The sequence below is a fragment of the Caballeronia sp. LZ019 genome (assembly GCF_031450825.1).
Classification (GTDB): Bacteria; Pseudomonadota; Gammaproteobacteria; order Burkholderiales; family Burkholderiaceae; genus Caballeronia.
Genome location: NZ_JARTVZ010000003.1, coordinates 606,227 through 620,862, shown reverse-complemented (window position 1 = coordinate 620,862; position 14,636 = coordinate 606,227). Strand labels below are relative to the sequence as shown.

The following is a 14,636-nucleotide window of genomic DNA, read 5'->3' as shown; positions in this document are numbered from 1 at the left end:
TCCTCGAGACGATTTCTGCCCGAACCCACAGGTGGCCGTGCCGGTACTCGTCAGAGGCCCTTTGCCTGCACGATGTCTTGAACCACGCAGCATGTCGACGGGCCACCTCGGGCTTGTCCAACGCAAAATCCGATAGAGATGTCTTCAGGCCTCTTTAGGCATCGGCTGGTCCACTGCGGCATCCCAGATCCCCATTGCGTCGGTCACGGCCTTCTCGATGACGGCATGACGGACACGATCGCGGGCGAGCACAGACAGTCCCTGAAAAAAGCAGTCGAGCGCGATGGACAGCGATGCCGCATCCGTGTCGCTGCGCAGTTCGCCACTTTTGATGCCCCGTGCCACGCAGGCGCGAAAGCCGGCGCGCGTTCGACTGCGCACTTCACGAAGCAACTGGGTGACGGCTTCGCTGCCGGTGGAACTGGCCCCGACAACGCCGAGCGCGACCATACAGCCTTTCGGGTGGCCGCTCTCGGTCTGCATCTTCGCCGACCGGAGCAGCGCCAGAAACACGCCCTCCCGTGGCGGAAGCGATGTGTCATGAAGACTACGGGTCACCTTGCCATAGATCTCCATATATCGCTCCAGCGCCTCCTTATAAAGGGCCTCCTTGGACTCGAAGGCCGCATAGAAGCTGGGCGCGGAGATGCCTCCGCCAATTGCCGCCTTTAGCTGCGACAAAGACGTCGATTCATAGCCATGTTCCCAGAACAGGTGCATCGCCGAAATGATCGCCGCATCGCGGTCGAACGTGCGCGGCCGACCCCGCTGAACCATGAACATCTCCCTCAGTCGAAATATACATACTAGTCGATACACAATTTTCCGGCAAGTCACGACTTGCAGCATTGCGCACGTCGCAGGACTCGTCAAAAAGGGCGGTTGACACGGCCTTCCACGTCCCCTTATATTTGTACCACTCGGTACTTAAAGACAGAGCAGCGCGGGGCCACCACGAGCCCCGCATTTTTTTCGCTATTTATATACCACGTGGTACGAAAATAACCCATGTCCAAAGAACTCGAATTACGCCTTGACGCTATCGAAAGCCGCTTCGCCATCGATGCGCTGATCGCCAACTACGCCGAGGCGTTCGACACCATGAACATCGAGCTGCTGGCTACGCTGTGGCATCCGGACTCGCGACTGCTGCTGGGCGCGAACGGTAACTCCGACGGTCTGGAGGCCATTCTGGCGCAAGCACGCATCAACATGAAGCGCATGCCCCACATGCATCACTGGATGGCGAATGCCCTGATCACGGTGGACGGTGACAACGGCCACGGCCTGGTGGCGGCGGACTGTCTTTTTTACGACGTCAACCAGGGCACGCTCCAGGTGAGCGGCCAATACCGCGACGTCTATCAGCGACGCGAAGGCCGCTGGGCGTTCCTGGAGCGCACCTTCACCATGCACTACGCCACGCCTCTTCAGAACTGGCGCCCCCTCATGGGAACGGAACGCTTCGGCCGTCCGGCGTGATGCGGTCTTCGGAGCCCACATTCATGCATACGACAAACTCCTCCACGCGTCGATGGTCAGCGTTCGCGGTGTTGCTGGTGGGCGCATTTCTGCCTCCGCTCGACTTCTTCATCGTGAACGTCGCCCTGCCGTCCATCCAAAGCACGCTCCACACGAGCGCTGCAGAACTGCAACTCGTCATTTCTGGATACGCCGCGGCGTATGCGGTCTTCCTTATCACAGGGGGACGGCTTGGCGATCTCTTCGGCCGGCGGAGGATCTTCCTGATCGGCGTCACGGGCTTCGGAATGACATCGGTGATCTGCGGCCTCGCATCGTCAGCCGCCATATTGATCCTCGGGCGTGTGGCGCAGGGCCTGAGCGCCGCCGCGATGGCGCCGCAAGGACTGGCCTCCATCCACGCCCTGTTTCCAGAGAAGGAGCGCGCGCGCGCTTTGGGCCTCTACGGCGCCGCGGTGGGACTGGCCGCCGTTGCCGCGCAGGCGCTCGGGGGTGCGTTGATCTCTGCGGACATCTTGCACTTGGAGTGGCGCGTCGTCTTTCTCATCAACTTGCCCGTCGTCGTCGCCGTCCTGATCTTCGGGCTGCCGTTGCTGCCCGACGTCCGCGGTGACAGCCCGGCGCCTGTAGACCGGATCGGGGTGCTGCTCTGCGCGCTCACGCTAGGCTTGCTCATCGTGCCCCTGGTCGAAGGGCGGGAACTGGATTGGCCGTGGTGGGCCTGCGCAATGCTGATCGCGTGTCCCGTCGCGGGGGCAGGCTTCTGCCGATATGAGGTGGCCTACGCCCGCCGAGGCGGCGTGCCGCTGATCAGCGTCGAGTTGATCCGGAGGCCTGGCCTGATGAGCGGGCTCACAGGCGTCCTCTTTTTCTACGTCGTCTCCGCCTTCTTCCTGACGTTCTCCGTCTATCTCCAGGCGGGCCTTGGCATGAGTCCATTCGAGACAGGGCTGGTTTTCCTGCCGTTCGGGGTTGGCGCCTTCGTCGGGCCGCTGACGACTCCGCTTGCCATCCGCCTCTTCGGCGACCGCGTTCCCGCCATCGGCATGATGCTCGAGGTCGCCGGCTGCGCGCTCCTCGCCGCCCTCGTGTCCAGCGCACCCGGACAGATGCCGGCTCCGTTTCCGCTGATCGGGGCGGTAGCACTTCTGGGATTCGGTCAGGGCTGGGCGCTGCCGACGCTGGTGCGCTCGGTAATCAATCGCGCACCGGCGACCGGTTCCGGGATGATCGCGGGCATCACGAATTCGGCGTTGCAAATCAGCGCAGCACTGGGTGTCGCGGTCATCGGCGGCGTCTTCTTCGGCGTCGCAGGGACTTCACCGGACGCGGTGACGCTGGCCGGAGCACTGGTCGTCGCAATGATGTGCGTCGGCGGCAGTCTGACCGTTTCCGCCGTCCTGTCTATCGTCGCTTCGAGATCGAGCATTCAAGCCGCTGCAAGGACCGCGCCTCGTTGAATCCGACTCCCCCATCACGCGCGGCAGAAAGCACATCGATGCTGATTTTGCACGGCATGCACGGCGATCAACTGCGAGCCTGCTTCACTCCTTCGGCAGAGCCCTCATGCGCGAGCGCCGGCGAGCCGTGATGCATCAGCGAAGCGGAGCGATGCCCTCGGCGACGCCGGCTGGCATGCAGATGTGCTTGATCTCCGTGAAGTCGGCGAGGGCATCGTATCCATGCAGCCGCCCGAGCCCGCTTTGCCGGTAACCGCCGGTTTCCGCTTCAGCGAACAGCTTGTTGTGATCGTTGATCCAGACCGTGCCATTACGCAGCGCCCGCGCCACGCGAAAGGCGCGCGGACCGTCGTGAGTCCAGACGCTCGCTGACAGGCCGAACATGCTGTCGTTGGCTTTCGCAAGCGCTTCCTGTTCGCTCTCGAACACTTCGAGCGTGACGAAGGGCCCGAAGATTTCGTCCTGACAGAAGAACGCTTTTGGATCTCCGTGCTCGACGAGCGTCGGTGAAAGAAACGCGTGGCCCGAGCGGCCGCCGCGCAACAACACTCGATCCGCCATATCGCATGCCCGTTCGATGGTGCGGTCCACCGCATCGCGCGTAGGGGCATCGATGAGCGCGCCGATATCCGTCGTCGGCTCGATACCTGGTCCCACCCCGAGCGCCGCAAGCGCGGCCACGAGATGTTCGCGCATTTGCGCCGCGCGCGATGCATGCACCAGCACGCGCCGCGCGGCCGTGCATTGCTGGCCGGAGATGATCGTCGCGGCGCGCGCAAGGCGTGGCGCGATGGCGGCGACATCGGCATCGTCGAAAACGAGGCAGCATGACTTGCCGCCGAGTTCCAGCGAAAGTTTCTTCATGCTGTCCGCCGCCGCGGCCATGATCTTCTTGCCGGTCACGGTCGATCCGGTAAAGCTCACCACGTCCACGTCGTGCGAGTCCGCCAGCCGCTCACTCGCGGCGTGACCTTGCTCGTTGACGAGGTTCACCGCCCCCCTGGGCAGCGCGGTGTGCTCGAGGCAGCGCAGCATCGCGGCAGTGATCAGCGACGTTTGCGCGGCAGGCTTCACGACCGCCGTGCAACCCGCCGCGAGAGCAGGTCCGAGCGAGCGCACGAGCAGCACGGCCGGCGCGTTCCACGGCACGATGATCGCCGCGACGCCAGCGGCTTCGCGCAGCATCGTCGAAATGGTGCCCGGCTCGGGTTCCAGCACGTGCCCGGCGATATGCCGCGCGAGCCCCGCGTAATAGCGCACTTCGGAGATGGCGCCCGCGATCTCCCCGCGCGACTGCGCAATCGTCTTGCCGTTTTCGCGCGTGAGCAGCGTCGCGAGCGATTGATGCTGCTGTTCGAGCGCGGCGGCCCATGCAAGCAGCACGTCCTGACGCAGACGCGCGTCCTGCGCCCACGTCGTGCGGTCGAACACATGGCGCGCAGCGGCGATGGCGGCGTCCGCTTCCTGCGCGCCGCCGTCGGCATACCGGCCGATGGCCTCGCCCGTCGCGGGATCGATGCTGTAAAGCGTAGGCGCGCCCGTCCATTCGCCGCCGATCCAGTGCAATGCGTTCATCCTGAGCCTTCCTTCAAAGAGAGTGGTGTTCCGGGAGCGGCACTATTCGATGCCTGATGCAGTTCATCCCCGATGATCGCGATGAGCGCCTCCGCCGCCGCGCTCAACGGCCGGCGCGGATGACTCACGCACACGATATGACGCACGATGCGCGGCGCGAGAATCGGGCACGCGCGCAAGGCGCCGTGCCGCGCGGCACGCTCGACGACGATGCGCGGAAGAATCGTCGCAAAGCGGGTGTGCTCGACGAGTTTGAGAATGGTGGAGAGCACGTCGATTTCGAAGCGCGGCGCGAGCAGCACGTCTTCATGCTGTGCGGCGCTGTCGAGCACGCCGCGCAAGCCGTGGCGCTTCGTCGGCAACACCAGTTCGAGTTCGGGCAACTGCGCCAGTTCGATCGCGTGCGGCAAGTCGGGCCCGTGCACGGCGCTCGTCGCAAGCATCATCTCTTCGTCGAGCAGGGCGCGCGAATCGAGCGAAAGACGTGCGCGCGGCTTGTTGATGATCGCTGCATCCAGTTGGCCGCCCGCCACCCAGTCGATGAACGTCGCGCTGTAGCCGTCGGCGACGGTCACTTCGACATCCGGATAACGCGCATGAAAGCGCGCGAGCGAATCGGCGAGCACGCTTTCCGTGACGGAGGCGATCAGCCCGATGCCCACATGCCCCGTCACGACTTCGTCGCGCTGCACGAGCTGCTGCCGCGCGTGCGCGAGGTCACGCATGATCGGCAGGAAGAGGCGATACATGAGCCGCCCCGCCGCGGTCGGCGCCATGCCGTGCGCCTCGCGCTCGAAGAGTTGCTGATGCAGTTCGTCCTCCAGCTTCGCGATCTGCATGCTCAACGCCGGCTGCACGATGTTCAGGCGCTTGGCTGCACGCGTGACCGAGCCGTCTTCGAAAAGCGCGATGAAGTACTGGATTTGCTTGAGGTCCATTCATTCCTTTCGGCATCAGCGACGCTAATAGCACAGCCGCTCGTTATCACTAGGCGCCGATTCCGCTCGAAGCGTCGTTTCGGGCCGAGCCGCTGTCTGGGCGGCGCGAGGACGCATCTATTGATACGTAACTGAAGGAACGCTGTCATCGGGGCTAACACGGATATAAGGGCGACTGATTCGGCGCATCAGAAAACGGTATTAGAACTTATGGCGCGATCTCGCTACGCTTCAACCCATCTGCTTGCCACGGCATCTCTCGCCGACGAGGCAGCAATAGATGGAGACACGAATGAACACACGCGATGCCGCAACGCACGGCATTCCCTCGTTGACGTGGGCCCGCGAGGGCGCTGACGCGGGTTCGCTCTCGTTGCGCGACTGGCTCGCGCATCTCGCGAAAACCGGACGCGTCGCCACGATCGAGAAACCCGTCGCGCTCGAGCATGAACTGGCGGCCATCGCCAAGCGGCTCGACGGCACGCAGGCGGCGTTCTTCACGCGTCCAGGCGGACACGCGGTGCCCGTGGTGAGCGGCTTCATGTCGAATCGCGCGTGGATCGCCGAAGCAATGGGCGTCAACGAAGCAGGCCTGCTCGCGCGCTTTTCCGCTGCGGCCGCCGCGCCGCTCGCCTCGAAGGTCGTCGCCCGTGAAGACGCGCCGTGTCAACAAGTCGTGCACACGAACGGCATCGATCTCCACGCGCTCTTGCCCATTCCGACGCACAGCGAGCACGACAACGGCCCATACATCACCGCAGGCCTCGTGATCGCGCGCAATCCGCGCACGGGCGTGCAGAACGTCTCCATCAACCGCATTCAGGTGCACGGCCGCGACCGCATGGCCATTCTGCTGCTGCCTCGCCATCTGTACGCTTTCCAGCGCGCCGCCGAAGAAGCGGGCGATGCGCTCGACGTCGCCGTCGCCATTGGCGTCGATCCGCTGACGATGCTTGCGTCGCAGGCCATCACGCCGATCGATCACGACGAACTCGAAATTGCCGGCGCGCTGCACGGCGCCCCGCTGCCGGTGGCGCCATGCGTAACGAGCGGCGTGCATGTCCCGGCGTTCGCGGAGATCGTGATCGAAGGCCGCATTCTGCCCAACGTGCGGGAGCCTGAAGGTCCGTTCGGCGAGTTTCCGAAGTACTACAGCGCAAAGGAAGCGCGCGAAGTGATCGAAGTGACGGCGGTGACGCATCGGCGCGGCCCGATCTTCCATACCATCGTGCCTGCCGAAATGGAGCATCTGTTGCTCGGCGCGATTCCCCGGGAGGCGACACTGCTCGCGCACTTGCAGCGCAGCCATCCGGCGGTGAAGGACGTCCATCTCTCCGTGGGCGGCGTCTGCCGCTATCACCTCTGGGTGCAATTCGACAAGAAGCGCGAAGGAGAGGCGAAGAACGTGATCCTTTGCGCGTTCGGCGCGCACTACGACATCAAGCAGGTCGTCGTCGTCGATACCGACGTGGACGTGCACGATCCCGCCGAGATCGAATGGGCGATCGCCACGCGCTTTCAGGCCGACCGCGATCTCGTGGTCGTGGCGGGCGCGCAAGGCTCGCCGCTCGACCCTTCGACGACCGTCGGCCTTCCCGACGACGCGCCCGCGCATCTGCAAGGCGTCAGCGCGAAGATGGGACTGGACGCTACGCGGCCCGTCGTGTATCCGGCGCATGTTTTCACGCGCGTGCGCATACCAGGACAGGACGCGGTGGATCTCGACGCGCTCGTTGCCAGCGACAACGGCTCACTGAACGCCTATCTGACACGCGATCATGGCTGAACGAAAGAAGCGCATCGTCGTCGGCATTTCGGGTGCGAGCGGCGCGGTCATCGGCGTGCGGCTCCTCGCCGCGCTGCGCCGGCTCGGCACGCACGAGACGCATCTGATCGTTTCGTCATCGGGCGCGGTCACGGCGGCGCAGGAACTCGGCCTCGCGCGCGGCGACATCGACGCGCTCGCGGACGTCGTGCACAACGTGCGCGATATCGGCGCGGCCGTGGCGAGCGGATCGTTTCTGAGCGACGGCATGGCCATTGCGCCGTGTTCCATGAAAACGCTCGCGGGCGTCGCCAACGGCTTCGCGGACAACCTGCTGACCCGCGCCGCGGACGTCATGCTCAAGGAGCGCCGCCGCCTCGTGCTCGTCGCGCGCGAAACGCCGCTCAATCTTGCGCACTTGCGCAACATGACGGTCGCGACCGAAATGGGCGCCATCGTCATGCCGCCCGTGCCGGCCTTCTACGCGCATCCTAAGACGATCGACGATGTCGTCGATCACACGGTCGGGCGCATTCTCGATCTGTTCGGTATCGAGCACGGCGAGATCGCGCGGCGCTGGAGCGGTCTCGCCGACGAATTCGCGAGCCGCGAAGGCAAGGAGTGAGGCCATGAATCAGCGCGATACCGGATTCGCCGACATCAACGCGCGCGTCGCCGAGAGCGATGCGCTCGTGCCCGCGCGTCACGTCGGCCGGCCGATGCAGCGTCTCGAAGACCCCGCGATTCTCACGGGGCGTGGTCGCTACGGCGACGATCTCGCGGTCAAGCCCGGCACGCTGCAGGCGGCGATCCTGCGCTCGCCGCACGCGCACGCGGACCTCGTCTCCATCGATACGCAAGCGGCATCGAAGCTGCACGGCGTGCGCGCGATTCTCACGCGCGACGATCTGCGGCCGTGGTCGCGGCCCTTCGTCGTCGGCGTGAAGTCGCCGATGGAGCAATGGGCGCTCGCGATGGATCGCGTGCGTTACGTCGGCGAGCCGGTTGCCGTGGTGATGGCGGAATCGCGCGCCATCGCGGAAGACGCGCTCGACCTCATTCGCGTCGAATACGCGCTGCGCGATCCGGTTACGTCGATCGAGCAGTCCGTGAAGGACGACGCGTCCGTTCTGCACGACCGCGTGGGCAGCAACGTCATCAGCGACCGGCATTTCCGCTACGGCGATCCGGAAGCGGCGTTCGCAAGCGCACCGCATCGCGTGAAGCTGACCACGCACTATCCGCGCAACACCTGCGCGCCGATCGAATGCGGCGTCGTTATCGCGGAGTATCTGTCAGGCGACGAAGGCTATGACGTCACCTCCAATTTCATGGGGCCGTTCTCACTGCACGCCGTCATGGCGATGGCGCTCAACGTTTCCGCCAACCGTCTGCGTCATAAGGCGCCACGCGATTCCGGCGGCAGCTTCGGCGTGAAGCAGGCCGTGTTTCCGTATGTCGTGCTGATGTGCCTTGCGTCGCGCAAGGCGGGCGCGCCGGTGAAGTGGGTCGAAGACCGGCTCGAACACCTGAGCGCGGCGACTTCCGCGACCGCGCGCCTTTCGACCATCGAGGCGGCGGTGCAAGACGATGGGCGCATCGTCGCGCTGTCCTATGACCAGCTCGAAGACGTGGGCGGTTACGTGCGCGCCCCCGAGCCGGCGACGTTCTACCGGATGCACGGCTGTCTGACGGGCGCGTATGCGATCGACAATCTCGTCGTGCGCAATCGCGTGGTGCTCACCAACAAGACCCCGAGCGGCCTCGTGCGCGGCTTCGGCGGACCGCAAGTCTATTTCGCGCTGGAGCGGCTGATTCAGCGCATCGCCGTCGAACTGAAGCTCGATGTGCTCGACGTGTACCGCCGCAACTTCGTTCCCGCCGACGCATTTCCGTATCGCGCGGCCGCCGGCGCGCTGCTCGACTCCGGCAACTATCAGGAAGCGCTGCGCCGCTCGATAACCGAAGGCGGCTATGGCGAACTCGCCGCGCGGCGCGATGCCGCCCGCAAGGAAGGGCGTCTTTATGGCATCGGCTTCGCGGCGATCGTCGAGCCGTCCGTGTCGAACATGGGCTATATCACGACCGTGATGCCGCCCGACGCGCGCAGGAAGGCCGGTCCCAAGAACGGCGCGATAGCGAGCGCGACCGTGAGCGTGGACCTGCTGGGCGGGGTGATCGTCACGATTGCATCCACGCCCGCGGGCCAGGGCCACATGACGGTGTGCGCGCAAGTCGTCGCGGATGTCCTCGGGCTCGACCCGAAGGACATCGTCGTGAATGTCGAATTCGACACGCACAAGGACGCGTGGTCCGTCGCGGCGGGCAACTATTCGAGCCGCTTCGCAGGCGCGGTGGCGGGCACGGTGCATCTCGCCGCCACCCGCGTGCGCGACAAGCTCGCGCGCATTCTCGCGCAGCAGTTCGGCTGCGCGCCGGGTGACGTGCGTTTCGAAGGCGCGCGCATCTATCCGAAGGACGCGCAGGACCGCGCGCTGCCGTTCGCGCGCGCGGCGAGCAACGCGCCGCACTGGGCGCCCGCGCTGCTGCCCGAAGGCGAGGAGCCTGGCCTGCGCGAGACCGTCTTCTGGTCGCCGCCGCACATGGATGCGCCCGATGAGCAGGACCGCATCAACACATCGGCGGCCTATGGCTTCGCGTTCGACATGTGCGCCGTCGAAGTGGACCGTGCAACGGGGCGCGTGCGCATCGACCGTTACGTGACCGCGCACGACGCCGGCACGCTTCTGAACCCCGCGCTGGCGGACGGCCAGATCCGCGGCGCGTTCGCGCAAGGACTCGGGGCGGCGCTGATGGAAGAGTTCCGCTATGGCGCAGACGGCAGCTTCCAGTCGGGCACGCTCGCCGACTACCTGATGCCGACGACCTGCGAAGTGCCCGACCCCGTGATCGTGCATCTCGAAACGCCGTCGCCCTTCACGCCGCTCGGCGCGAAAGGGCTTGGCGAAGGCAACAACATGAGCACGCCGCCGTGCATCGCGAATGCGGTGGCGGATGCGCTCGGCGTCGAAGACATCCGCCTGCCACTCACGCCGCAGAAGGTGATGGAGATGATCGGCATCGCCGATCCCGAACCGTCGCGCCCCGAATACCGCGAAGCAGCCGCCACGAAGCCCGCGACGCCGGGCGGCGGCAAGGCGTTGACGGCGCAAGGCGCGGTCGATCTGCCCGCGACGCCCGAAGCCGTGTTCGCCGTGCTGCTCGATCCGAAGGCGCTCGCCAGCGTCATTCCCGGCTGTCACGCGCTGGAGGCGACGGCGCCGAACCAGTATCGCGCGGACGTGACGGTGGGCGTCGGCATGATCAAGGCGCGTTTCGAGGCGCGTATCGGCCTGTCGGAGATCGACGCGCCGCGCCGGCTGCGTCTCGCGGGCGCCGGCATTTCGCCGCTCGGCAGCGCACGGGGCAACGGTCTCGTCGAACTGACGCCGCACGGCAGCGGCACGCGCCTCACGTACGACTACGAAGCGCAGGTCTCCGGCAAGGTCGCGGCGGTAGGCGGACGCATGCTCGAGGGCGCCGCGAAGGTGGTGCTCAGGCAATTGTTCGAATCGCTCGGCCGGCAGGCGGCGGGCAAGCCGGCGCAGGCGAAGGGATCATGGCTCGCGCGGTTCTTCGCACGTTTCAGGAGGCACGCATGAAGCCCGCACCGTTCGATTACCTGCGCGCAATGACGACGCAGGATGCGCTCGACGCGCTCGCGCAATACGGCGAGGACGCCCGCGTTCTCGCGGGCGGGCAATCGCTGATGGCGGTGCTCAACATGCGCCTCGCCCAGCCGCGCGTGCTGGTCAACATCTCGCGCACCGCCGAACTGGACGCCGTGCGCGTGGACGACGGAGCGGAGCATCTCGTCGTGAGCGCGGCGGCGACGCAGGGGAGCGTCGAATGGCGCCGCTCGTTGCGCGACGAAGTGCCCCTGCTCGCGATGGCGTTCCCGAACATTTCGCATTTTCAGATTCGCAATCGCGGGACGGTATGCGGTTCGATCGCGCATGCCGATCCGAGCGCCGAGTTGCCGCTCGTGCTGAGCGCGCTCGGCGGCGACGTGCTGCTGCGCTCGAAGAAGAAACGCCGCACGCTCGCGGCGAAGGACTTCTTTCAGGGAATGTTGATGACGGCGCGCGAGCCGGACGAAATAGTCGAAGCCGTGCGCTTTCCACTGAAGAAGCCGCACGAGCGTCACGCGTTCGCCGAGTTCTCGGCGCGACACGGCGATTTTGCGGTCGTCGCGTGCGCGGCGGTCGTGACCGACGACGCGATCCGCATCGCAGTGGGCGGCGTCGCGGACCGGCCGGTTGCCGAGACATGGCCGCGTTTGACGGGCGACGATTTGCGCGGCGCATTGAACGACTTGAGCTGGAAACTGAACGCACAGGACGACGCGCACATCAGCGCGAAGTATCGCCGGAATCTGGTCCGGCAACTGGGATGGCGCGCAATCGAGGAGGCGAAGTGAGCAGCACGGCGGACAACATCATGCGGCACGGCGAGCAGCAGCGCATCACGCTGACGCTCAACGGCCGCGAACGCAGCGGCCATTGCGAGCCGCGCGAACTGCTTTCGGATTTCATCCGGCATGGACTCGGCGCGACGGGCACGCACGTCGGCTGCGAGCACGGCGTGTGCGGCGCATGCACGGTGCACGTCAACGGCGTCGCGGCACGCTCGTGCCTCATGCTCGCGGTGCAGGCGGACGGACGGCGCATCGATACCGTCGAAGGTCTCGCGCCGGACCAGACGCTCGGCGACTTGCAAGAGGCGTTTCAGCGTCATCACGCGTTGCAGTGCGGCTTCTGCACGGCGGGCATCCTGATGTCGTGCGCGGATTACCTGCAGCGCGTGCCGGAGCCGAGCGAGGAACAAGTGCGCGAGATGCTCTCGGGCCATATCTGCCGCTGCACGGGCTATACGCCGATCGTCGCGGCCGTGCTGGACGTGGCTGCGCGCCGTCAGGCGAACGACGCGAAGGAGGCCGAACATGCTTGATCTCGGCCGCACCTTCCTGCAAAGCGTCGAGCGCAGCCCGGACGCGCTCGCGCTCGTCGATGGCGAGGTGCAACTGACGTATGCCGCGTGGCATCGCGTGATCCTGAATGTCGCCGATGGCCTGCGCGTACTCGGCCTGCAACGCGGCGACCGGCTGCTCGTCGTGCTGCAGAACCGCTGGGAGATGGCGACGCTGCACTGGGCCGGCCAGTTCGCGGGCATCGTGATCGTGCCGCTCAACTGGCGCGCGAAGCCCGAAGAAATCGAATACTGCGTGACGGACGCGGGCGTGAAGGCAATCGTCTACGAACCCGTTTGCGCCGATGCCGTGGCGCAAAGCGCATCGGCGCAAAACGTGCCGCGCATCGGTCTCGACGATGCCGCGGGCCGCACAGCGACCTTCGACATCCTCACGGCGCGACCCGAGCGCGAGCACGCGGGCGAGACGGCGCACGCCACCGCCGACGACATCTCGCTCATCCTCTATACGTCCGGCACGACCGGCAAGGCGAAGGGCGTGCCGCGCCGTCACCGGCACGAACGGGCGGGCGCGCTCGCCCACGTCGCGCAAAACCTTTACCGGCGCGGGGAAAGAACGCTTGGCGTGATGCCGCTCTACCACACGATGGGTGTGCGCTCGCTGCTCGCGATGGCGCTCGTCGATGGCGTCTTCGTCTGCGTGCGACGCTGGAACGCGAAGCTCGCGCTCGAATCCATCGCGAATCACGCGCTGACGTGCCTCTATCTCGTGCCGACGCTCTATCACGACCTGCTCGCCGACAGCGCGTTCGCAAGCACGGATACGTCGTCGGTCGGAAAGCTCGGCTTCGCGGGCGCGCCGATGAACGACGGCTTGCTGAAGCGCCTCTCGGCCGCGTTCGAGCCGGACCTCTTCGTCAATCACTACGGCTCGTCGGAGGTCTACACGTTCAGCATCGACCAGGACGCGACGAAGAAGCCGGGCAGCGCAGGGCGCGCCGGCATCAATACGCGGCTGCGTGTCGTGAAACTCGAAGCCGTCTCACCCGAGCAGACGGCCGCCGCCGGCGAGGAAGGCCAGATCGTCGCGGACCTGCTCGGCGATGAGGCGTTCGAAGGCTACTGGAATCGCCCGGACGCGAACGCGAAGTCGCTGCGCGACGGCTGGTACTTCACCGGCGACACCGGCTACTTCGATGCCGACGGCGATCTCTACGTGACCGGCCGCGTGGACGACATGATCATCAGCGGCGGCGAGAACATCTCGCCGGTGGACATCGAATCGGTGTTGTCGCTGCATCCTGCCGTCGATGAAGTCGCGGTTGCGGGCGTGAAGGACGAGCGCTGGGGCCAGCGCGTGGTCGCCTTCATCAAGCGCCGCGAGTACGTGGACGCCGAGGCCCTCGACGGCTGGTGCCGCAAGTCCGACCTCGTCAACTTCAAGCGGCCGCGCGACTACGTGTTCGTCAACGACATTCCGAAGTCGCCGGTCGGCAAGATACTGCGCCGCAAGCTGCAGGCGGGCGAATACACGAGCGACGCCGACGCTCGATCCACACAGGCTCCAAAGGCCATACAGACTACGAAGGAGTAACCGCACATGAGCGATTTGAACCATCGCGGCCAGACGCTGCTGCAGGACCTCGACGGCTTCTCGGTCGAGATCGACGCGAAGCGCGAGCGCGCCGACATCATCCTGCACCGCCCGCCGTTCAACGTCATTTCGATGCACGCGCGCGACCAGCTTCGCGCCGTCTTCGAAGCGCTGGACGAAGACGAGCGCGTGCGCGTGATCGTCGTGCGTGCAAAGGGCGAGCACTTTTCGAGCGGCGGCGACATCAAGGGCTTTCTCGAAGCGTCGCCGGAGCATGTGTCGAAGCTCGCCTGGAACATCGCGGCGCCCGCGCGCTGCGCGAAGCCCGTGATCGCGGCCAATCGCGGCTTCTGCTTCGGCGTGGGCTTCGAATTGTCGCTCGCGTGCGACTTTCGCATCGTTACCGAGACGACGTTCTACGCGCTGCCGGAACAGAAGCTCGGCCAGATTCCCGGCTCGGGCGGCTCGGCGCGTCTTCAGGCGATGGTCGGCATCGGCCGCACGAAGGACATCGTGATGCGCTCGCGCCGCATTCCCGGCAAGCAGGCCTACGAGTGGGGCATCGCCGTGGACTGCGTGCCGGACACTGAACTGGAAGCCGCAACCGATGCGCTCGTCAACGAACTGCGCGCCTTCTCGCCGCTCGCGCAGCGCACCGCGAAGAAGCTCCTGAACGATTCGGAGGACGCGCCGCTTTCCATCGCCATCGAACTGGAAGGCCATTGCTATAGCCGCCTGCGCTCGTCCGACGATTTCCGCGAGGGCGTCGAAGCGTTCCACGGCAAGCGCAAGCCGGTGTTCCGCGGCTTCTGACAACGCACACAAGGGAAGAC

The 14,636-nt window shown here is 65.8% G+C and carries 12 protein-coding genes; 9 read left to right on the top strand and 3 right to left on the bottom strand.

All coding sequences use genetic code 11. The features are described 5' to 3' along the window. Positions 1–144: 144 nt before the first annotated feature. Positions 145–777 (bottom strand): TetR/AcrR family transcriptional regulator, encoded by a 633-nt coding sequence (locus tag P9255_RS11300; RefSeq protein WP_309767673.1) that lies wholly within the window; start codon positions 775–777, stop codon positions 145–147. Between the two features lie 231 nt (positions 778–1,008). On the opposite strand from P9255_RS11300, the gene P9255_RS11295 reads away from it, so the two are divergent. Both P9255_RS11295 and P9255_RS11290 read left to right on the top strand, forming a co-directional pair. Then, positions 1,009–1,482 carry a nuclear transport factor 2 family protein gene (locus P9255_RS11295; protein ID WP_309789497.1) on the top strand — a complete coding sequence of 158 codons (474 nt, stop codon included), beginning with the start codon at positions 1,009–1,011 and terminating at the stop codon, positions 1,480–1,482. 23 nt (positions 1,483–1,505) lie between these two features. Further along, complete coding sequence (locus tag P9255_RS11290; RefSeq protein WP_309767677.1) at positions 1,506–2,942, top strand: MFS transporter; 1,437 nt, start codon at positions 1,506–1,508, stop codon at positions 2,940–2,942. A gap of 135 nt (positions 2,943–3,077) precedes the next feature. On the opposite strand, the gene P9255_RS11285 is transcribed toward P9255_RS11290, so the two are convergent. Both P9255_RS11285 and P9255_RS11280 read right to left on the bottom strand, forming a co-directional pair. Then, on the bottom strand, positions 3,078–4,517 hold the full coding sequence (locus P9255_RS11285; RefSeq protein WP_309767679.1) for an aldehyde dehydrogenase family protein: 1,440 nt from the start codon (positions 4,515–4,517) through the stop codon (positions 3,078–3,080). Further along, positions 4,514–5,455, bottom strand: a complete 942-nt coding sequence (locus P9255_RS11280; RefSeq protein WP_309767681.1) for a LysR family transcriptional regulator — start codon at positions 5,453–5,455, stop codon at positions 4,514–4,516. The genes P9255_RS11285 and P9255_RS11280 overlap by 4 nt, the downstream gene beginning before the upstream one ends. Positions 5,456–5,747: 292 nt before the next feature. Here P9255_RS11280 and P9255_RS11275 point away from each other — a divergent pair, with 292 nt between their 5' ends. From P9255_RS11275 to P9255_RS11245, 7 genes are read left to right on the top strand one after another with little or no spacing between them, the layout of a single operon-like run. Then, positions 5,748–7,241: a UbiD family decarboxylase gene (locus tag P9255_RS11275; protein WP_309789496.1), complete on the top strand. Its 1,494-nt coding sequence runs from the start codon at positions 5,748–5,750 to the stop codon at positions 7,239–7,241. After that, on the top strand, positions 7,234–7,845 hold the full coding sequence (locus tag P9255_RS11270) for a UbiX family flavin prenyltransferase (RefSeq protein WP_309767684.1): 612 nt from the start codon (positions 7,234–7,236) through the stop codon (positions 7,843–7,845). Before P9255_RS11275 ends, P9255_RS11270 begins: the two co-directional genes overlap by 8 nt. A 4-nt stretch (positions 7,846–7,849) precedes the next feature. Next, positions 7,850–10,882, top strand: coding sequence for a molybdopterin cofactor-binding domain-containing protein (locus tag P9255_RS11265; protein WP_309767687.1), 3,033 nt, complete (start codon positions 7,850–7,852; stop codon positions 10,880–10,882). Then, complete coding sequence (locus P9255_RS11260) at positions 10,879–11,700, top strand: FAD binding domain-containing protein (protein ID WP_309789495.1); 822 nt, start codon at positions 10,879–10,881, stop codon at positions 11,698–11,700. The genes P9255_RS11265 and P9255_RS11260 overlap by 4 nt, the downstream gene beginning before the upstream one ends. After that, a complete protein-coding gene (locus P9255_RS11255) occupies positions 11,673–12,230 on the top strand; it encodes a (2Fe-2S)-binding protein (RefSeq protein WP_404980312.1) in 558 nt (185 codons plus the stop codon). Before P9255_RS11260 ends, P9255_RS11255 begins: the two co-directional genes overlap by 28 nt. Next, positions 12,223–13,803 carry an AMP-binding protein gene (locus P9255_RS11250; RefSeq protein ID WP_309789494.1) on the top strand — a complete coding sequence of 527 codons (1,581 nt, stop codon included), beginning with the start codon at positions 12,223–12,225 and terminating at the stop codon, positions 13,801–13,803. Before P9255_RS11255 ends, P9255_RS11250 begins: the two co-directional genes overlap by 8 nt. Before the next feature lie 6 nt (positions 13,804–13,809). Further along, positions 13,810–14,616: an enoyl-CoA hydratase-related protein gene (locus tag P9255_RS11245; RefSeq protein WP_309789493.1), complete on the top strand. Its 807-nt coding sequence runs from the start codon at positions 13,810–13,812 to the stop codon at positions 14,614–14,616. Positions 14,617–14,636: the final 20 nt, after the last annotated feature.